Origin of the sequence: Catenuloplanes indicus, assembly GCF_030813715.1 — a bacterium.
Lineage (GTDB): Bacteria > Actinomycetota > Actinomycetes > Mycobacteriales > Micromonosporaceae > Catenuloplanes > Catenuloplanes indicus.
The window spans coordinates 4,028,110-4,047,424 of the sequence record NZ_JAUSUZ010000001.1; the positions used below are offsets into that span (position 1 = coordinate 4,028,110).

Here is a 19,315-nt window from a genome sequence, read left to right on the forward strand (position 1 = left end):
CAGGCCGTGGCCGGACAGCATCACAGGGTGACCGGAACACGCATCCTCGTGCACGAACCCGCCCGGATGGTCGCGATCGGCGAGTTCGACCGCGACAACCGGCACCGCATCGTCGTCGCCGTGCAGCACGCGATCGCCGACGGGCACCCGAACATCACGATCGACTTCGCCGGCGTCACGCTGATCGACGCCGGCACGATCCGGGCGCTGCTGGCCTGCCGCACGCTGGCGCTTGCGCACGGTGGCGACCTGCGCATCCTCCGCGCGAACGGGGTGGTGGAGTTCGCACTGGAGGTGACCGGCGCCACCGCCCTGCTCGGCTAGCCCAGCGACGCGCGCAGCTTCGCGTCCTTCTCCGCCACCATCTCGGTCAGCGCGGCCTGGAACTCCGTCACCTTCGCCTGCAGCGCCGGGTCGGTGGCGGCCAGGATGCGCACCGCGAGCAGGCCGGCGTTGCGCGCGCCGGCGATCGACACGGTGGCGACCGGGATGCCGGCCGGCATCTGCACGATCGACATCAGCGAGTCCATGCCGTCCAGGTACTTCAGCGGCACCGGCACCCCGATCACCGGCAGCGGCGTCGCGGACGCGACCATGCCGGGCAGGTGGGCGGCGCCGCCCGCACCCGCGATGATCACCTTGAGGCCGCGACCGGCCGCGCCGGTGGCGTAGTCGAGCATGCCCTGCGGCGTGCGGTGCGCGGAGATCACCCGGACCTCGTGCGCGACACCGAACTCGTCCAGCGCCTCGGCCGCCGCCTTCATGGTCGGCCAGTCCGAGTCCGAACCCATGATCACACCGACCTGCACGGTCACCACTGTCCCTCGTGAAGCCACTTGGCGGCGCGGACGGCCCGCGCCCGTACCGATGTCATGTCCGTGCCCAGCGCGGTCACGTGCCCGATCTTGCGGCCCGGGCGGACCTGCTTGCCGTACAGGTGGACCTTGATCCCCGGGTCCTCGGCGAACAGGTGGTGCAGCCGCTCGTCGATGCTCATGCCACCGGGCTCGCCACCGAGCAGGTTCGCCATCACCACGGCCGGTGCGGCGAGCGCGGTCTCGCCCAGCGGGTAGTCCAGCACCGCGCGCAGGTGCTGCTCGAACTGCGACGTGCGCGCGCCCTCGATCGTCCAGTGACCGGAGTTGTGCGGGCGCATCGCCAGCTCGTTGACCAGCAGCCCGGCCTCGGTCTGGAACAGCTCGACCGCGAGCAGGCCAACCACGCCCAGCTGCTTCGCGACGCCGATCGCCAGCTCCTGCGCGGCCACGGCCAGGTCCTCGGCGAGGTCCGGCGCCGGGGCCAGCACCTCCACGCAGATGCCGTCCCGCTGCACGGTCTCGACCACCGGGTACGCCGCGACCTGCCCGAACGGCGAGCGCGCAACCAGCGCGGCCAGCTCGCGGACCAGCCGCACCCGCTCCTCGACGATCAGCGGCGTGCCGGTCGCGACCAGCGCCGCGGCCTCGTCCGCGTCGGACAGCGGGAAGACGCCGCGGCCGTCGTACCCGCCGCGGGTGGCCTTGGCGATGACCGGCCAGCCGACCTCGTCGCCGAACCCAACAAGATCATCGAGACCCTCGACGGTACGCCAGCGCGGCGCCGGAAAGCCCAGCTCCGTCAGCCGGGTACGCATCAGCAGCTTGTCCTGCGCGAACTGCAGCGCGTCGGCACCCGGATGCACGGTGAACCCCTCCGCGGCCAGCGCGCGGATGTGCGCGGACGGCACGTGCTCATGGTCGAACGTGACCACGTCGCACAACTTCGCGAACTCGCGCAGCGCCTCCAGGTCGGTGTGTTCACCGATCTGGACGTCCGCGGCGACCAGCGCGGCGCCGTCGTCAGGGGACTGTGCCAGCACGCGCAGTGACTGGCCGAGGGCGATCGCGGCCTGGTGGGTCATCCGGGCCAGCTGGCCACCGCCCACCATGCCGACAACGGGCAGACCGGTTCGGGTATCCATCTCGCCGATCAGCGTAGCCTGGCCGCCAGCTCCTCCGCCGAGGTGACCGGGCGGTCGCAGACGAAGCCGCGACAGACATAGGCGGCCGGCTTTCCGTCGATCATCGGCCGGTCCGCGAGCAGCGGCACGCCCGGCTGGTCCGGACGACCCGCGACCACCACCGCACCGGGCGGCGCCAGCCTGACCGCGGCCGCGACCAGCGGGTCGGTCTCCGGCGACTCGGTGACGACCGCGATCTCGTACGGCCCGGAGAGCAACGCCTCCGCCGCGGCCAGCGAGTAGCCGGTGAACCGCGGGTGCTTGTCCGCGATCGGCGCGATCGTGCGCAGCGCGGCCTCGGCTGCGTCCCGGTAGCGCGGCTCGCCGGTCAGCGCGGAGTACGCGATCAGCGCGTTCGCCATCGCGGACAGCCCGGACGGGGTGGCGTTGTCGGTCGGGTCCGCCGGCCGGGTGACCAGCTTCTCCGCGTCGTCCGCGGTGTCGAAGAAGCCGCCGGCGCCGTTGCCGAACCGGGCCAGCGCGGTGTCCAGCAGCCGCCCGGCCCGCTCCAGCCACTCGCCCTTGCCGGTCAGCTCGTGCATCGCGCAGAACGCCTCGGCCACGCAGCCGTAGTCCTCCAGCACACCGGCCGGGGTACCGGCCACGCCGTCCCGCGAGACGCGCCGCAGCCGGTCGCCGGCCAGGTGCCGGTCGGCGAGCACCTGCGCGGTCATCAGCGCGCCGCCGTACGCCACCGCGCGCTCGCCCTGGGTCTCCGGGTGCCCCTCGGCGGGCTGCTCGGTGCCGTCCAGCGCCATCGCGTAGCGCGCCAGCGCGGTCACCGCGAGCCCGTTCCAGGCCGCCACGATCTTGTCGTCGCGGGCCGGCTGCGGACGGCCGGCGCGCGCCGCGAGCAGACGTTTGCGCACGTCCCGCCAGCGCTCGGTGATCTCCGGGGCCGCGTCGTCGATGTCCCGGCCCAGCACCAGCGTGCTGGTGCCGTGCTCGAACGTACCGCCCGGCGTCACCTGGAACAGGTCCGCGGCCCAGGCGCCGTCCTCGTCGCCGAGCACCTCGCGCAGCTGGTCCGGCGTCCAGGCGTAGGTCAGCCCCTCCACGCCGTCGGTGTCCGCGTCCAGCGCGGACGCGTACCCGCCGTCGTCGGTCAGCAGGTCGCGGGCCAGGAACGAGACGATCTCGTCCGCGATCCGGCGGGCCAGCGGGTCGCCGGTCAGCCGCCACAGATCCGCGTAGACCCGGAGCAGCAGCGCGTTGTCGTACAGCATCTTCTCGAAGTGCGGCACGGTCCAGTGCGCGTCCACCGAGTACCGCGCGAACCCGCCGGCCAGCTGGTCGTAGATCCCGCCGCGGGCCATCGCCTCCGCGGTATGCCGGACGATCTCCAGCGAGCGCGCGTCGCCGGTGCGCTGCCAATGGCGCAGCAGGAACAGCAGGTTCATGTGCGGCGGGAACTTCGGCGCGCCACCGAACCCACCGGCGCGCTCGTCGTGCTCGGTCGCCAGCTGCGCCGCGGCCGCGTCGAGCAGGTCCGCGGAGATCGGCGCGGTCGGCCCACCGGCCAGCTGTGCGCCGCCGATCGCGGTGACCACGGCCGCCCCCTGCTTGACCACGTCGTCGCGCTGCGTCCGCCAGGCCCGGTCCACCGATTGCAGCAGTCCGGCGAACGTGGCCTTCGGGTAGTACGTACCGCAGAAGAACGGCTCCCCGGACGGCGTGGCAAAAACCGTCATCGGCCATCCGCCCTGCCCGGTCATCGCCTGCGTGGCGGTCATGTAGACCGCGTCGACGTCCGGCCGCTCCTCCCGGTCGACCTTGATCGCCACGAACCCCTCGTTGACCAGGTGCGCGATCGCCTCGTCCTCGAACGATTCGTGCGCCATCACGTGGCACCAGTGGCAGGCCGCGTAGCCGACGGAGATCAGCACCGGCACGTCCCGGCGCCGCGCCTCGGCGAACGCCTCCTCGCCCCACGGCCACCAGTCGACCGGATTGTCCTTGTGCTGCAGCAGATAGGGGGAAGTGGCGTCCTCGAGCCGATTCATACCCTCACCCTTCCACACCGCCGGAGCATCAAACCCCACATCATCAGCGGGTACGCCGTGTGACGCGCTTCACCCGGGCGCGGATCTCTCGGACCGGCCCGGCCGCTGCCGATAACTGGGGACATGCACCTCTCGCCCCTGCTCGCGACGGACGGGCCGACTCCCGCGGCCGCCGTCACGGACGCGCTGCAGCAGGTGCTCCAGGTGGTCCGCCGGCGCCTCGGCATGGACGTCGCGTTCATCTCCGAGTTCGTCGGCGATCAGCGCGTCTTCCGCTGGGTGGACGCCGTGTCACCGATCTCGGGCCTGAGCCCCGGGCTGGGCGACCCGCTGGAGGAGACCTACTGCCAGCGGATCGTGGACGGCCGGCTGGACCCGATCGTGCCGGACACCGCCGCGAACCCGGTGACGGGCGCGCTCGCGGTGACCGACGCGCTCGGCATCGGCAACTACCTGGGCACGCCACTGCGGCTGAGCAGCGGCGAGATCTACGGCACGCTGTGCTGCTTCTCCGCCACGCCGGACCGCACGCTGAACGCCCGCGACCTGGATTACCTCAACGACGTGGCGGAGATCGTCACGGTCACGCTGAGCGCGGCGGACGCGGCCCGCCGGGAGTACGCGCGGATCCGCGGGTGCCTGGCCGACCTGGAACGCGGCGGCGGGCCGGTCGTGGTGGTCCAGCCGATCGTCGACCTGACCAGCGGCAAGATCGCGGGTTCGGAGGCGCTCAGCCGGTTCCCCACCGGGTCGCCGCTGACCTGGTTCGAGGAGGCCAGCCGGGTCGGCGAGGGCATCGCGCTGGAGCGATCCGCGATCCGCAACGCGCTGGCCGCGAGCCGGGACACACCGGGCTTCATGTCGCTGAACCTCTCCCCCACCACGATCGTGGCGCCGGGCACGCTGGAGCTCTTCGACGGCGCACCGCTGGACCGGCTCATCGTCGAACTGACCGAGCAGGAGAAGGTCGACGACCTGACCGACGTGCGGGACGCGCTGGCGCCGCTGCGGCAACAGGGCCTGCGGGTGGCGATCGACGACGTCGGCGCCGGCTACGCCGGGCTGAACCGCGTAGTGCAGTTGCGCCCCGACATCATCAAGCTGGACATCGGACTGGTCCGCGGCATCGAGGGCGACGAGATCCGGCAGGCGCTGAGCCGCGCGCTGATCTCCTTCGCCCAGGGCAGCGGCTCCAAGGTCATTGCCGAGGGCGTGGAGACGCCGGCCGAACTGCGCATCCTGCGCGCGCTCGGCGCGGATTACGGCCAGGGCTGGATCTTCTCCCGCCCGTGCCCACCGGCCCAGCTCACCGACTCGGTCGTCTTCGACCTGGACGCGCTCTAGGCGGGGCGGCGGGGCACGGCCTCCATGCCCCGCCGCCGGTTCACTCAGGGATTGCGGCCCCGTAGGTCGTGATCAGATCACGACCACTCGCTGCCGTTGTGCGTGGCGAGAACCTTGTGCACCATGACGGCCCCTTCTTTCTCGAACGTTTGTTCTAGTCTACGGCGCCGGTATGACATTTTTCCGGCGCCGACGATCGAGAGACGGCACGCTTTCCCGGGTGCGCACCATCCCGTGACGACTATGGACCGGACCGATCCCGACCTCTTCAGATGGTGACTCATCGCGGCAAGCCACCGAAGACGCCCGCGTGCCGCGATAGCCGGATAAATCCCGCCAACTCGCGAGGCCTGCCACAACTGTGCGCGATTGCGCCCAGCCCGGGCAACGCATTTACCATGGCCACCGCGTGCGCCAGATCCACCCAGTTCAGATCGCCGCGGAATGGCACCAGAACCCGGCCGCGGCGTCGCATTCGGAGTCCCGCGGAAAACGCGGCGCCCGAATGCGAAACCGGGTCCGCCGCGGCGGCCGGAGCAGAGCGGAGCCGGCGGAGTCGGAGGCCTCCGCGCGGTCGGCCCGCGTTGAGCGGGCGGATCGCACCACGCCGGACACGGGAAGATTGGTCCGGGGTGTGAAATCGGCGGTCAGGAGGCGTCGTCGGCGGCGCGGAGCGGGACCACGGTGGCGCGCGTGGCGGAGTCGCGCAGCGTGCGGAGCAGCGGGACGATCTTGTCGCGGCGGACCGGGCGGCAGAAGTGGTAGCCCTGGCCGGAGTCGCAGCCCAGGCTGACCAGCGCGGCGCGCTGGTCAGCGGTCTCGACGCCCTCGGCCACGACGCGCGCGTTGATCCGGCGGCCGAGTTCGACGGTGGCGCGGATGACGGCGGTGGCGCGGGTGGAGCCGGCCATGTCGCGGACGAACGAACGGTCCACCTTGAGCTCGTCGACCGGGATGCGGGTGATGAAGCTGAGCGACGAGAAGCCGGTGCCGAAGTCGTCCAGCGAGAGCTGCACGCCCAGCTCGCGCAGGCCGTCGATGACCTCGTCGACCGCGCCGGTGCGGCTCATCGCCACGGTCTCGGTGATCTCCAGGACCAGCAGGTGCGGCGGTACGTGATGGCGGCGCAGCAGCGCGCCGACCTCGCCCGGCAGGCGCGGATCGAGCAGGTTGCGCGCGGACAGGTTCACCGAGATCGGCACGTCCAGCCCTTGCGCACGCCACTCGCCCGCGGTGGCGAGCGCCTGGTCCAGCACGTAGCCGGTGAACCGGGCCAGCAGCTCGCTCTCCTCCACCGCGCGGACGAAGTCGCCGGGCGTGAGCAGGCCGCGGCGCGGGTGCTCCCAGCGGATCAGCGCCTCGACGCCGGTCGGCACGCCGGTCGCCAGGTCGACCGCGGGCTGCATGTCGAGGACCAGCTGGTCGTCCGCGGCGAGCGCGGCGCGCATCTCGGCCAGCAGCGACAGATGGTCGACCGTGGCCGAGTCGGCGGCGCTGTCGTACGCCGCGATCCGCGCGTTCGCCGCCTTGGCCCGGTACATCGCGTGCTCGGCCTGCCGGACCCGTTCGGCCATGTCCGCCGCACCGGCCGGGCTGACCGCGACGCCGACCGTGACCTCGACGGACATCGGCACGTCGCACACCTCGATCGGCTCGGACAACCGCTCCGCGATCTGCCGGGCGCGGCGCAGCAGTGGCGGCTCGGCCGGCGGCGGCGGTGCCTCGTGCGGCGTCTCCGGCGCGACCGCGATCATCGGTCGCGGCGGCGGGACCGCACCGTACGCCCGGGGCCCGTCCGCCGCGGTCAGCAGCAGTGCGAACTCGTCGCCGTCCAGCCGGGCCAGCAGCTCGCCGGGCCGGGCCAGCGAGGTCAGCCGGTCGGACAGCGCGCGGAGCAGCGCGTCACCGGCCGCATGACCCATCGCCTCGTTGACGCGCTTGAGCCGGTCCACGTCGAACAGCAGCAGCGCGGCCGGCGCGTCCCGGTCCAGTTCGCCCAGTGCGGCGTCGCCCTCGACCAGCAGCGCGACCCGGTTGGTCAGCTCCGTCAGCGGGTCGTGCGCGGCCTGGTAGACGGCCTGTTCGGTGAGTTCGTGAACCTGGGCGCTGATCGCCGCGTTCCCCAGAGCGAGAGCGAGCGCGTCACCGTACGCGGCGAGCACCGCCTCGTTCGCGGACGCCGCTTGGGTCGACGCCGGGAAGTGCACGCGGATCTCGCCGAGCAGGTGCTCGGCCGCGACCAGCGAGCGGGCGACGAGCGTGTCGGGATCGGAGGGTTCGTTGGCCGGAGGAGCGGCGACCACCAGGCCGTCGTGGTCGGCGGTGTACCGGTTGACGCCGGTCGGCGTCACCACGTCGACCTCGACCCGCTCCGCCCCGAACAGGTCCAGCGCACCCTCCGCGCCCGCGGTCGCGACCGCGCGCTGGTCCGGGCCGGCGAGCGCGCCGGTCGCCGAGGCGAATGTGATCCAGGTGCGCCGGTCCGCCTCGTGGCGCAGCCGCGCCCCGTACGACCGGTGGATGAACCACAACGCGGGCACCAGGAAGAACAGCCAGCGCGGGTCCACCTCGATCACCGCGACGGCACCGATCCCGACCAGCACGTTGCCGGCGAAGAGCGGCAGCTTGGCGCGGAGCGCGGGCCAGGCCGGCACCGTCACCGGCAGGCCCTGGCGGACCGCGAGCGTGAGCACGGCCAGACCCACGGAGACCACCAGGTACGCGGTCGCGGCCGCGGTCAGCTGCAGCGCTCCGGCGAAGGTGAGCGCGGTGCCGGGCGCCGGGCCGATCGCGAGCGCCAGCGCGGCGGCCACCGCCGTGCCGGCCACCAGGGACGCTCCGGCGTGCACGGTGTCCGCGGTCGCGCGGTGCGGGCGGCCGGCGGAGAGCACGGTCCAGGCCAGCACGGCACCGGCCGCGGTGGCCGCGGGCAGCCACTGCGCGGGCAGCAGGTGCAGGCCGACGATGAGCGCGGCCTCGCCCCAGGTGACACTGACCGCGCCGGTGGCGACCTGGACCCGGACGCGAGCGAGTTGCCCGCACGCGACGAGACCGGCCACGACGGCCCAGCGGATCGGTGCGGGCAGCTCGCCGGCGAGCGCGCCGGAGGCCGGCAGCAACAGGCCCAGCAACGCCGCCGCGAGCGCGACCGCGAGGACGGAGGCGTGCACCGCGCGGACCGCACCACCCACTGTGGAGTGGCTGGCGGTGCGTCGGCGATCACTTGTCGTAGACATCGGCGACCGCCCCCTTTCCGCGCAGGGTCCGGGGATGATTACACCCCCCGGCGGAAGGCTAAGCCAATCGCGGACCGCGCAACAGGGGTTGACGCCCCGGCCACAGTGCTGATCCGGCCACAGAGGCTGGTCAGCGTCGCGTGCTCAATTCTTGGGAGTGCTTCCGCTCTCTTCCCGCGCCTCGGCCTCGGCCGCCGGGTCTGTCGGATCGAGGACTTTCTCCTCGCCGCCCTTCTCCGGCTTCGCCGGGCCGGCCGCGGGCGGCGGGAACGAGTCGGGCAGCCGGCGCAGCCGCTTGTTCATGCTCCGGATCAGGAACACGGTCGCGATCGCCAGCAGCACGATGATGAGCAGGCCCAGCGGCCCGGTCAGACCACCCGTGCGCGTGTCACCGAAGTTGTTCTGCGCGAGCAGGTCCAGCCCAGTCGGGGTCACCATCCCGCCACCTCCACGTTCTCACCGCCCACGGTACGCCGGTCGGTTCAGCGCACGGTCACCGAGTCTCGGATCCCGGCGAACAGGTCCGTCTCCGGCGCGGTGCTGTCGACCAGCGACCGGGCCAGCTCGAAGTCCTCGGTCGGCCACACCTTGAGCTGGAGTTCGAGCGGCACCTGGAACCAGAAGCCGTCCGGGTCGACCTGGGTGGCGTGTGCCCGGAGCGCGTCGTCCCGGACGTGGAAGTACTCGCCGCACGGCACCCGCGTGGTGATCTTGGCGCCGCGGTCACGGCTCTCGTCCCACTTCTCGATCCACTCGGTGTACGGCGAGGTCAGGCCCGCGGCCAACATCGCCTCGTGCAGCGCGAGCACGCGGTCCTTGGAGAAGCCGGAGTTGTAGTACAGCTTCAGCGGCTGCCACGGCTCACCGGCGGTCGGGAACCGGTCCGGGTCGCCGGCCGCCTCGAACGCGGCCACCGACACCTTGTGCGTCATGATGTGGTCCGGGTGCGGGTAACCGCCGTTCTCGTCGTACGTGGTGATCACATGCGGGCGGAACTCGCGGATCAGCTTGACCAGCGGCTCCGCGGCCACCTCCGGGTCCATCAGGCCGAAGCAGCCGTCCGGCAGCGGCGGCAGTGGGTCACCCTCGGGCAGACCGGAGTCGACGTAGCCCAGCCAGGCCTGCCGCACGCCGAGGATCTCGCGCGCCGCGTCCATCTCCCGGCGCCGGATGTTCGCGATGTCCGCCCACACCTCCGGCCGGTCCAGCTTGGGGTTCAGCACGCTGCCGCGCTCCCCGCCGGTACAGGTGACCACCAGCACGGAGACGCCTTCCGCGACGTACTTCGCACTCGACGCGGCGCCCTTGCTTGACTCGTCGTCGGGGTGTGCGTGCACCGCCATCAGACGCAACTGCTCAGCCAACGCTGACTCTCCCTCGTGACCTGCCGGTACGTTCATCCCCGCGTGCTGCGAGAATGGACCGGACACATTCTGGCCGACCGGCCCCGACGTACCCAACCGCAGGAGTGTGGCACCGGTGACCGAGACGCCCGCGACAACACCTGCGGCGGCCCCGGTGTTCCCCCCGGGCCGCTACGGCCGGCGGCGCGAGCAGCGCCGGCGCCGTCCGTTGCTGGTCGTGGCCGCGTTGACGGTGGTGCTGGTGATCGGCGTCATGATCGCGTACAGCGAGTACCAGAAGTACGGCGATCCGGCCTACGACGCCGAGGTGATCAGCTACACGGACATCACGGACACCGGCCTGGTGGTGCACTTCCGGGTGAACGTGCCGGCGGACGGTTCCGCCACGTGCGGCGTCCGCGCGCGCAACCGCGCCGGCGCCACCGTGGGTGCGGAGGAGGTCCGGGTGAACGGCACTGCCGGTGGCGAACCGGTCACCGTCGATCATCGGCTGACCACCACCGAACGGCCGTTCATCGGCGAGGTGCTCCGCTGCCGCGCTAACTCGTAAGCGGCCTCGCGATCACTGCCGGTGAAACTCGGTAGTGAAATGGGTTGTCTCCCACTGGTAAGTTGGTAGTTCGACCCTGTTCGCCGCAAGCCATATGAGGAGATCGTCTGTGTCCACGACCTGGCTTTCCCAGGACGCGTACGACCGGCTGCAGGCCGAGCTCGACGAGCTGATCGCGGCGCGCCCCGTCATCGCAGCGGAGATCAACGAGCGGCGCGAGGAAGGTGACCTGCGGGAGAACGGCGGTTACCACGCCGCCCGCGAGGAGCAGGCCAAGCAGGAGCACCGCATCTCGTACCTCAAGGAGCTGCTCCGCGACGCGCAGGTGGGCGAGGCCCCCTCCGCGGACAAGGTCTCGCCCGGCATGGTCGTCACCATCTACTTCGACGACGACAAGGACGACACCGAGACGTTCCTGCTCGGCTCCCGCGAGATCTCCGCGACGACGGATTACACCGTCTACAGTCCGGAGTCCGCGCTCGGCAAGTCGATCCTCGGCGCGTCCGGCGGCCAGACCTGCACCTACACGGCTCCCAGCGGCGCCGACATAAAGGTCACGGTCGTCGCGTTCGAGCCCTTCGCCGGCTAGAGCCTGTATCGACGTGGGGGGCGGAGCGAGGCACGGCCAGGCGGCGCCTGGGCCTCGCCGTAGCCCGGCATCCCACGTCGATACAGGCTCTAGGACTCGATGCCCGGTGTGAGGCGGAGGGAGTAACCCGCCTCACGCAGGGCACTGAGCACCTCCTTGCTGTGCCCGGTGCCGCGCGTCTCGACGGAGAGCGCCACCTCGACCTCGCCGATCCGCAGCATCGGGCTGTGCCGCAGGTGCTCGACGTCCACGATGTTCGCCTGCAGCTCGGCCAGCCGGGACAACAGCACGGCGAGCTGACCCGGCCGGTCGCTGCACCGGACCGCGAACCGCAGGTACCGCCCGGCCGCGGACAGGCCGTGCTCGATCATCCGCAGCAGCAGCAGCGGGTCGATGTTCCCGCCGGACAGCACCGCCACCACCGGGCCGTCGCCGACCTCGATCCGGCCGGCCAGCAGCGCGGCGACGCCGACCGCACCGGCCGGCTCCACCACCATCTTGCCGCGCTCCAGCAGCATCACCAGCGCCCGCGAGATGTCCTCGTCGGACACCGTGACCACGTCGTCGGCCAGCTTGGACACGTGCCGGAACGTCACGTCGCCGGGGCAGCCGACCGCGATGCCGTCCGCGATCGTGCTGATGCCGGGCAACCGCACCGGCGAGCCCGCGGCCAGTGACGGCGGGAACGCGGCGGCACCGGCGGCCTGCACGCCGATCACCCGCACGTCCGGCCGGAGCGCCTTCGCCGCGACCGCCAGCCCGGAGATCAGGCCGCCGCCGCCCACGCCGGTGACGATCGTGCCGACGTCCGGGCACTGCTCCAGGATCTCCAGCGCCACCGTGCCCTGCCCGGCGATCACGTGCCGGTGGTCGAACGGGTGGATGAACACCGCGCCGGTCCGGTCCGCGAACTCCCGAGCCGCGACCAGCGCCTCATCCACGGTCGCGCCGCGGAACTCGACCGCCGCGCCGTAGTTGCGGGTCGCCGCGACCTTCGGCAGCGGCGCACCGACCGGCATGAACACGGTCGCCGAGATGCCCAGCAGGCCGGCCGCGAGCGCCACGCCCTGCGCGTGGTTGCCGGCGCTGGCCGCGACCACGCCGCGGGCGCGCTCCGCCGCGGACAGCCGGGAGAGGCGCACGTACGCGCCGCGCACCTTGTACGACCCGGCGCGCTGCAGGTTCTCGCACTTCAGCCACGTCGGTACGCCGAGCAGCGCGGAGAGCGGCCGGGACGGCTCCAGCGGCGTGGTCCGCACCACGCCGCTGATCAGCTCTCGGGCCGCCTCGACGTCCGGCAGCGAAACGAGATCATCCATGCTCGCATGGTCCCACCCGCGGGGACCCGGACGCCGGACCGGGAGATGCGGCTACCGCACCGCGGGAAAAACCGACGGCGCGTGCCGCTGCCAGGGCGCGGCCAGCTCGAACTGCCCGGCGACCGCCAGCAGCGTCATCTCCGAGCCGGGCGGGCCGACGAGCTGCACCGCCAGCGGCAGCCCGTCCGGGCGTACACCGACCGGCACCACCAGCGCGGGCAGCGCGGCCAGGTTCCACGGCGCGGCGAACGGGGCGTACCGCATGCTGGCCAGCATGTTCGCCGACCACGACCGGCCGGACCAGCCGTCGGCCGCGGGCGGCGTGGCGGCCAGCGCCGGGGTGAGCAGCAGGTCGACGCCGTTGTCCGCGAAGAACGCGATCGAGCGGTCGCGCCAGGCCTCGCGGTCGGCCTCCCGTGCGTACCCACGCCGGGTTGCGATCTTCCCGAGCCGGATGTGCCGGCGGTTGCGCCGCTGCAGCGCCCCGATCTCGAGCCCGCGGTTGCTCACCTCGGTCCAGCTCGCGCCGAACCAGGTGGCCAGCCCACGCAGGCCGAGCGAGACCGGGTAGACCGGGTCCTTGGCGACCGCGGTGTGCCCACCGGCGATCAGCAACCGGGAGGCGGCGGTGACCGCGTCCCGGTTCGGCGCGTCGGCCGCGATGCCGGACACCGGCGAACGGGTGGACACCGCGACGCGCAGCCCGCTGGGCTCGGTCAGCTTCGCCGAGTCGCGGCCGGCCAGCACCGCGAACCCGATCGCCGCGTCCGCCACCGTGGTGGACAGCAGGCCGTGCTCGGCCATGCCGAACCAGCCGTCGCTCTCCGGTGGCGGCGGCACCACGCCCCGGCCCGGCTTGAGCCCGACCAGGCCGCAGCACGCGGCCGGGATGCGCAGCGAGCCGAACCCGTCGTTGCCGTGCGCGAGCGGCACCAGACCGGCCGACACCGCGGCCGCGGCGCCACCGGACGAGCCGCCGGGCGTACGGGTGAGGTCCCACGGGTTGCGCGTCGGGCCGTCCTCGTCGTCGGTGACCGCCCAGAGTCCCAGCTCCGGCATCCGCGAGGTGGCGACCACGACCGCGCCCGCGCCGCGCAGCCGGCGGACCACCTCGTGGTCGGCCTCCGCGATCGGGCCGCGTGCCGCCGCCGATCCGTTCCAGGTGGGCAGGCCCGCGATCGCGGTGTTCTCCTTCACCGCGACCGGCACGCCGGCCAGCGGGAGCCGGGTGAGGTCGTGCTGCTCGTCGACCTTCTCCGCCTCGGTCGCGGCCTCGCCGCCGCGCACGACGCGGAACGCGCCGATCAGCGGGTCCCGGCTGCCGATGTGTTCGAGGTGGTCGGCGACGACCTGGGTGGCGGACGTGTCCCCGCGGCGGACGCCGCGGGCGATCTGCTTCGCCGTGGCACCCACCCAGTTGGGCACCGGCTCCGTCATGACCCCTCCCGGAGTGTGTGGGGCCCTGTGCGCCAGGGCCCCGGTGTCGATCAGCGCAGTGCCGCCTCGAGATCCGCGAGAAGATCGTCGACGGTTTCGATGCCGACCGACAGTCGCACGAGATCGGCGGGAACTTCAAGCGGGGATCCGGCCGTGCTCGCGTGGGTCATCCGGCCGGGGTGCTCGATCAGCGACTCCACGCCGCCCAGCGACTCGGCGAGCACGAACAGCTTGGTGCTGTTGCAGATCCGCTCCGCCGCCTCCGGGCCGCCGGCCGCGCGGAACGAGATCATCCCGCCGTACCGGCGCATCTGCTTCGCGGCCACGTCGTGACCGGGGTGCGACTCCAGACCGGGGTAGATGACCTGGGACACCGCCGACTGCCGGGTGAGGTACTCGGCGATCTTCTCCGCGTTGTCGCAGTGCCGGTCCATCCGGACGCCGAGCGTCTTGACGCCGCGCAGCGTCAGCCACGCGTCGAACGGGCCGTTGATCGCGCCCATCGCGTTCTGGTGGAAGCCGATCTGCTCGATCAGCTCCGCGTCGCTGGCGATCAGCGCGCCGCCGACCACGTCGGAGTGTCCGCCGAGGTACTTGGTGGTGGAGTGGACCACCACGTCCGCGCCGAGCGCGAGCGGCTGCTGCAGGTACGGCGAGGCGAACGTGTTGTCCACGACCAGCAGCGCCTCCCGCTCGTGCGCGACGGCCGCGAGCACCGCGATGTCCGCGATCGACAGCAGCGGGTTCGTCGGCGTCTCCACCCAGATCATCCGGGTGTGCGGCGTCATCGCGGTGCGGACCATGTCCACGTCCGTGAGGTCGACCGCGGACCAGCTCAGGCCCCACCGCTCCGCCACCTTCGCGAAGAGCCGGAACGTGCCGCCGTACGCGTCGTCCGGGATGATCACGTGGTCGCCGGGCCGGAGCACGGCGCGGAGCAGCGTGTCCTCGGCCGCGAGGCCGCTGGCGAACGCGAACGCCCGGCGCCCGCCCTCGATTGCGGCCAGGCACTCCTGCAGCGCGTCCCGCGTCGGGTTGCCGGACCGCGAGTATTCGTAGCCGAGCCGGGGTGAGCCGACGGCGTCCTGTGCATACGTGCTGGTCTGGAAGATCGGGGGCACCACCGCACCGGTGCGTGCCTCCGGGTCCTGGCCCGCGTGGATCGCGAGCGTTTCGAAGCCGTGCGTCATTTCGCTAACGCTAGTCTGCCCGGATGGCGGAGTGCGTGTTCTGTGCGATCGTGGCGGGCAGCACGCCCGCGACCGTGGTGGCGGACACACCGGACGGGCTGGCGTTCCTGGACACCCGCCCGGTCTTCAAGGGGCACGTGCTGGTGGTGCCGCGCCCGCACGTACCGGCGCTGCCTGATCTTGATCTTTCGCTGCTCGGCCCGTTCTTCGCGCTCGTGCAGCGGCTGTCCGTGGCCGTCGAGGCGGGACTGGGCGCGGGCGGCACGTTCGTGGCGATGAACAACCGGGTCTCACAGTCGGTACCGCACCTGCACGCGCACGTGGTGCCGCGCACCAAGGGCGACGGCCTGCGCGGCTTCTTCTGGCCCCGGACCCGCTACACCTCACCCGACGAGGCCGCGGCTTACGCCGACAAGATCAGAAACGCTCTGTGACGGTACGTCCCGCGGGTAAGGATCGTGCAAGCCCCGGTGTTGGATGCTGGTGGAAGCATGAGAGGAGCTCACCGTGTTCTTGCGGTTCAAGAAGCTTGACCTGGTCACCGAGGAGCAGGCGATCCCCGGTCGCTCGGTGTCGATGCCGGTGGCCGACCGCCACACCGTCCTGGGCACCTCGCTGACCGGCCCCTGGCCGTCCGGCGCGGAGGTCGCGGTGTTCGGCATGGGCTGTTTCTGGGGTGCCGAGCGCATCTTCTGGCGGCTCCCCGGCGTGATCTCGACGTCCGCCGGCTACGCCGGAGGCTTCACCGAGAACCCCACCTACGAGGAGGTGTGCTCGGGCCTGACCGGTCACACCGAGGTCGTCCAGGTGGTCTACGACCCCGCCAAGATCTCCTTCGAGGCGATCCTGAAGGCCTTCTGGGAGAACCACGACCCGACCCAGGGCATGCGCCAGGGCAACGACGTCGGCACCCAGTACCGCTCCGCCATCTACACCACCACCGACGCCCAGCTGAAGACCGCCCTCGCGTCCCGCGACGTCTTCGCCCCGGTCGTCGCCAAGGCCGGCCTCGGCGACATCACCACCGAGATCGCGCCGCTGAAGCACTACTACTTCGCCGAGGACTACCACCAGCAGTACCTGTCCGACGCCAAGAACCCCAACGGTTACTGCAACCACGGCCCCAACGGCCTGAGCTGCCCCATCGGCATCGGCAACATGCCCGCCCAGACCTCCATCGAGGCCCCGGGCACCCGCTGACCGGTTGTCGCGGCCACCGCCGACTCGGCGGTTGCGCCACCCAATTCGTTGCCGACGAACCTCCTGTGTACGTACACTCGTCCGTACACAGGAGGGAACATGACGATGACCATCGCCGCGTCCGCCCGCTTCGAGTTTCGCCTTCGGCCCGAAGCGAAGAAACGCATCGAACAGGCGGCCGAACTAGTACACGAGAGCACGTCCGACTTCGCGCGAACCGCCGCAGAGGAACGCGCCGACCAGATTCTGCACGAGCACTCAGCCGGCACCATCGTGCCGGCCGACTTCTTCGAGGAACTTCTGCGAGCGCTCGACGCTCCGGCACGACCGAACGCCGCGCTGCAGAAGGCCGCGGAACGCGCTCGCGGCATTGTGGAACGGCGCTGACGCTCGTGGCCTTCATCAGCGAAGCACTGAACGAACGCCACGAGACCGAAGACTTTGACAGCGGCAAGACCGACCTCGACATCTGGTTGCGCGAGCACGCTCTGACCACCGAGGCTCGCCGCACCGGCCGGACCTTCGTCTGGCAGGACGAAGGTCGGGTTGCCGCCTACTACACGATCGCCGCCCATCTGATCACGCGTGAAGACCTCCCGCGATCCCTAGGGCGAGGAAACCCTGGCCAGATCCCAGCCGTGCTGCTGGCCCGACTGGCCCTCGACAAGACCCTGCACGGCCAAGGGCTCGGCGGAGCCCTCCTCGCGGACGCCCTACAGCGCATCGTGGTCGCCACCGAGGTGGTCGCCGCCCGCTTCGTGGTCGTCGACGCGATCGACCAGGGTGCGCACGGCTTCTATCTTCACCACGGCTTCCGCGAGATCCCCGGCTTCATGCGCCTGGTGCAGAAGATCAGCGACATCGCCGCAGCAGTCCGCCAGTGAACCAGCGAGGGGCACATATCGTCAGCCTCGTTCCAACGGCCTGAGCTGCCCCATCGGCATCGGCAACATGCCCGCCCAGACCTCCATCGAGGCCCCGGGCACCCGCTGACCGGTCGTCACGGCCACCGCCCTCCGGCGGTGGCCGTATTCTTGCCTGGGAGGTGAGTGCATGCGCCGCTACGCCAAGCCGATCGTGACTGCCGACAGTTTGGCCGACCTGCACGGTCCCGCAGCCGGGGCGATCATGCTCCCGCCGCACCTCGACTGGTCCGGTGCACCGGAATACGACCTCGATGATCCCGCGCGACTGGTCGACTATTACCGCACCGTGTTGATCGAGGCGACCAAGCCGGCCGATCTGCATGACTACCTCGATCGAGCGACTTTATTTCGCCTTTGGCCCACTCTGTGGCTGTCACCGGAAATCCGCAGCACGTGGGAGCAGCGCTTTCCCGAGTTGCCCCGGCCGGAGGACACACGCTCCGCCGCGTAGCCTCCGCCGCATGGATCAGCGGCACCGGCACCTCACTGAAATCGCACTGGCCGCCGCAGGCGAGCAGTACGGACTCGCGTTGGCCGGCGGCTATGCCGTGCGTGTACACGGCATAGGCGAACGACCGAGCAGCGATATCGACCTTTTCACGGACTGGCAACGCCGTGCCGATTTCCCTGCCGTAGTCGATCTCGTCGCCGCAGCACTTGAACGAGCGGGATTCACCGTCACCACCGATGCCCGGGCAGAGACGTTCGCGCGCCTGCTCGTCAACCGCACCGATGATCCCGGCGGACGAACGGACAAGATCGAGATGGCAGCGGACTGGCGATCACACCCACCTGTACAGCTGGATATCGGCCCGGTTCTACACCCCGACGACGCGGTCGCGAACAAGATGGCCGCGCTCTACGCACGTGCCGTGGCACGTGATTTCCTCGACGTCCATGCCATTCTCGACAGCGGCCGCTACAGCCGTGAGCAACTTCTCCACCTCGCGGTGAGCGCCGATCCCGGCTTTGACCGGACCATGTTCGCGCGGGCGCTCGGTATGGCGAATGAGATCAGCGAAAAGACGTTCGCCGCCTATGGCACCGATGGGAAGACGATCGCCTCGTTACGGCAGGCATTCGCCGAATGGCGGCGGGAGTTGGTGGGGGACGGGTGATCAGGCGGCTGGGGAGTCGGGGCTCTGGCCGCCGAGGAAGCGGACGCGGAGGCCCATGCGGTGGCCGAGGTTGATGATGTCCTCGCGGCGGGACAGGCCGAGGACGTAGACGCCCAGGTCGAGGACGACCTCGTCGTCCTTGATCTCGGCGGGGAGGACGCGAGCGTTGACCTCGCCCGCGATCCGGGTGGCCTCGCGGAGCAGGTCGCGGACGTGCGAGGGGGCGTTGGCGATCGCGGCCTCGTCCTGGGCGGCCTGTTCGGCGACGACGGCGGGGTCGGCGACCGGCCGGGAGGCGCCGGGGGCGGTGCCGTCGTGCTGCTGCTTGACCAGGGAGTCGACCTGGCTGGCGAGCAGTTCGAACTTGGCCTGCCAAGGGTCCTTCTCCTCGACCTGCTCGACCGGGGACTCGGCGCGGAGCGTGAGGCCGAAGTAGCGCCAGAGCGGGTTGATGTTCTCCGGGTTGCTGTTGCGGGTGGCCTGGATGTGCGCGGACAGCGCCTCCACCTCGCCGCGCAGCGACCACGGGTTGAGGCTGCTGGAGTACTCGTACGTATTGATGATCGACATGTCGAACGGCAGCTGGGTGGTCAGATTGTCGCGGATCAGGCAGATCGACCGGTTCAGCGCGATGCGGATGCCGAGCTCGAGCATGACGTTCGCGTTGAGCGTGGAGACGTCACAGAGCACCAGGTCGGACTGTACCAGATTCTTCACGATCTCCGCCTGGATCACCGTGGAGCCGCTCGCGGCCGGTGGGATCACCTGGTAGCCGACCTCGCGCAGTGCGGGCGAGATGAGGTACTCAAGGACGTGTCCGAAGTGGTCGGCGTCACCCTCGTAGTCGGCGACGCGGTCGGCCGGCGTGCTGATGGGCATCGCGACGAAGCACTTCCGGGTGGTCGTCGACAAACCGGCCTCCAGGGCGGAAACGGTACGGAAGACCATGTCACGGTAGCGGCCGGGCGCCACCCGGGCATCCCTCGCGCGGCCGACGCGTTCCGGCTCCCGGCCGTACCCGGGAATATTGATCTTGATTT

At 71.3% G+C, this 19,315-nt stretch carries 20 protein-coding genes; 10 read left to right on the forward strand and 10 right to left on the reverse strand.

All coding sequences use genetic code 11. From position 1 onward, the window contains the following. Nucleotides 1-27: 27 nt before the first annotated feature. Nucleotides 28-324, forward strand: coding sequence for an STAS domain-containing protein (locus tag J2S42_RS18080; protein ID WP_307240685.1), 297 nt, complete (start codon nucleotides 28-30; stop codon nucleotides 322-324). On the opposite strand, the gene purE is transcribed toward J2S42_RS18080, so the two are convergent. The 3 genes from purE to J2S42_RS18095 are packed head-to-tail and all read right to left on the reverse strand — an operon-like array spanning nucleotide 321 to nucleotide 4,002. Continuing rightward, nucleotides 321-815: a 5-(carboxyamino)imidazole ribonucleotide mutase gene (purE, locus tag J2S42_RS18085; RefSeq protein ID WP_307240687.1), complete on the reverse strand. Its 495-nt coding sequence runs from the start codon at nucleotides 813-815 to the stop codon at nucleotides 321-323. The genes J2S42_RS18080 and purE overlap by 4 nt on opposite strands. Next, entirely contained in the window at nucleotides 812-1,960 is a 1,149-nt protein-coding gene (locus J2S42_RS18090) for a 5-(carboxyamino)imidazole ribonucleotide synthase (protein WP_307240689.1), read from the reverse strand. The genes purE and J2S42_RS18090 overlap by 4 nt, the downstream gene beginning before the upstream one ends. An 8-nt stretch (nucleotides 1,961-1,968) precedes the next feature. Continuing rightward, nucleotides 1,969-4,002 carry a thioredoxin domain-containing protein gene (locus tag J2S42_RS18095; RefSeq protein ID WP_307240691.1) on the reverse strand — a complete coding sequence of 678 codons (2,034 nt, stop codon included), beginning with the start codon at nucleotides 4,000-4,002 and terminating at the stop codon, nucleotides 1,969-1,971. A 123-nt stretch (nucleotides 4,003-4,125) separates the two neighbouring features. Here J2S42_RS18095 and J2S42_RS18100 point away from each other — a divergent pair, with 123 nt between their 5' ends. After that, complete coding sequence (locus tag J2S42_RS18100; protein ID WP_307240693.1) at nucleotides 4,126-5,346, forward strand: sensor domain-containing phosphodiesterase; 1,221 nt, start codon at nucleotides 4,126-4,128, stop codon at nucleotides 5,344-5,346. A gap of 647 nt (nucleotides 5,347-5,993) precedes the next feature. On the opposite strand, the gene J2S42_RS18105 is transcribed toward J2S42_RS18100, so the two are convergent. The 3 genes from J2S42_RS18105 to mca all read right to left on the reverse strand — a co-directional run bounded on the left by J2S42_RS18105 (nucleotide 5,994) and on the right by mca (nucleotide 9,946). Beyond that, nucleotides 5,994-8,516 (reverse strand): putative bifunctional diguanylate cyclase/phosphodiesterase, encoded by a 2,523-nt coding sequence (locus tag J2S42_RS18105; RefSeq protein WP_307240695.1) that lies wholly within the window; start codon nucleotides 8,514-8,516, stop codon nucleotides 5,994-5,996. Nucleotides 8,517-8,726: 210 nt separating this feature from the next. Further along, on the reverse strand, nucleotides 8,727-9,020 hold the full coding sequence (locus J2S42_RS18110; protein ID WP_307240697.1) for a hypothetical protein: 294 nt from the start codon (nucleotides 9,018-9,020) through the stop codon (nucleotides 8,727-8,729). 44 nt (nucleotides 9,021-9,064) lie between these two features. Then, nucleotides 9,065-9,946, reverse strand: coding sequence for a mycothiol conjugate amidase Mca (gene mca, locus J2S42_RS18115; protein ID WP_307240699.1), 882 nt, complete (start codon nucleotides 9,944-9,946; stop codon nucleotides 9,065-9,067). Between the two features lie 115 nt (nucleotides 9,947-10,061). Between mca and J2S42_RS18120 the strand changes: the two genes are divergently transcribed. Together J2S42_RS18120 and greA are read left to right on the forward strand one after the other, a co-directional pair. Further along, nucleotides 10,062-10,496, forward strand: a complete 435-nt coding sequence (locus J2S42_RS18120; RefSeq protein WP_307240701.1) for a DUF4307 domain-containing protein — start codon at nucleotides 10,062-10,064, stop codon at nucleotides 10,494-10,496. Between the two features lie 94 nt (nucleotides 10,497-10,590). Continuing rightward, a complete protein-coding gene (gene greA, locus J2S42_RS18125) occupies nucleotides 10,591-11,085 on the forward strand; it encodes a transcription elongation factor GreA (protein WP_370879201.1) in 495 nt (164 codons plus the stop codon). A gap of 89 nt (nucleotides 11,086-11,174) precedes the next feature. On the opposite strand, the gene ilvA is transcribed toward greA, so the two are convergent. Genes ilvA through J2S42_RS18140 form a run of 3 tightly spaced genes read right to left on the reverse strand, consistent with a single transcriptional unit; the run spans nucleotide 11,175 to nucleotide 15,031 of the window. After that, nucleotides 11,175-12,404 carry a threonine ammonia-lyase gene (gene ilvA, locus J2S42_RS18130; protein ID WP_307240705.1) on the reverse strand — a complete coding sequence of 410 codons (1,230 nt, stop codon included), beginning with the start codon at nucleotides 12,402-12,404 and terminating at the stop codon, nucleotides 11,175-11,177. Nucleotides 12,405-12,455: 51 nt separating this feature from the next. Beyond that, the gene (locus J2S42_RS18135) at nucleotides 12,456-13,841 is read right to left on the reverse strand and encodes an amidase (protein WP_307240707.1); all 1,386 of its coding nucleotides are present in this window, start codon (nucleotides 13,839-13,841) and stop codon (nucleotides 12,456-12,458) included. Between the two features lie 50 nt (nucleotides 13,842-13,891). Beyond that, complete coding sequence (locus tag J2S42_RS18140) at nucleotides 13,892-15,031, reverse strand: cystathionine gamma-synthase (protein WP_307240709.1); 1,140 nt, start codon at nucleotides 15,029-15,031, stop codon at nucleotides 13,892-13,894. A gap of 23 nt (nucleotides 15,032-15,054) precedes the next feature. On the opposite strand from J2S42_RS18140, the gene J2S42_RS18145 reads away from it, so the two are divergent. From J2S42_RS18145 to J2S42_RS18170, 6 genes are all read left to right on the forward strand, one after another. Continuing rightward, nucleotides 15,055-15,465 carry an HIT family protein gene (locus J2S42_RS18145; protein ID WP_307240712.1) on the forward strand — a complete coding sequence of 137 codons (411 nt, stop codon included), beginning with the start codon at nucleotides 15,055-15,057 and terminating at the stop codon, nucleotides 15,463-15,465. Nucleotides 15,466-15,538: 73 nt separating this feature from the next. Further along, complete coding sequence (gene msrA, locus J2S42_RS18150; RefSeq protein WP_307240714.1) at nucleotides 15,539-16,231, forward strand: peptide-methionine (S)-S-oxide reductase MsrA; 693 nt, start codon at nucleotides 15,539-15,541, stop codon at nucleotides 16,229-16,231. Between the two features lie 99 nt (nucleotides 16,232-16,330). After that, nucleotides 16,331-16,618, forward strand: coding sequence for a type II toxin-antitoxin system TacA family antitoxin (locus J2S42_RS18155; protein WP_307240715.1), 288 nt, complete (start codon nucleotides 16,331-16,333; stop codon nucleotides 16,616-16,618). A gap of 5 nt (nucleotides 16,619-16,623) precedes the next feature. Then, entirely contained in the window at nucleotides 16,624-17,115 is a 492-nt protein-coding gene (locus J2S42_RS18160; RefSeq protein ID WP_307240717.1) for a GNAT family N-acetyltransferase, read from the forward strand. Between the two features lie 169 nt (nucleotides 17,116-17,284). Then, nucleotides 17,285-17,608: a hypothetical protein gene (locus J2S42_RS18165; RefSeq protein WP_307240719.1), complete on the forward strand. Its 324-nt coding sequence runs from the start codon at nucleotides 17,285-17,287 to the stop codon at nucleotides 17,606-17,608. 10 nt (nucleotides 17,609-17,618) lie between these two features. Then, nucleotides 17,619-18,275, forward strand: coding sequence for a nucleotidyl transferase AbiEii/AbiGii toxin family protein (locus tag J2S42_RS18170; RefSeq protein WP_307240721.1), 657 nt, complete (start codon nucleotides 17,619-17,621; stop codon nucleotides 18,273-18,275). On the opposite strand, the gene J2S42_RS18175 is transcribed toward J2S42_RS18170, so the two are convergent. Further along, nucleotides 18,276-19,247 carry a hypothetical protein gene (locus J2S42_RS18175; protein ID WP_307240723.1) on the reverse strand — a complete coding sequence of 324 codons (972 nt, stop codon included), beginning with the start codon at nucleotides 19,245-19,247 and terminating at the stop codon, nucleotides 18,276-18,278. Nucleotides 19,248-19,315 lie beyond the last annotated feature (68 nt).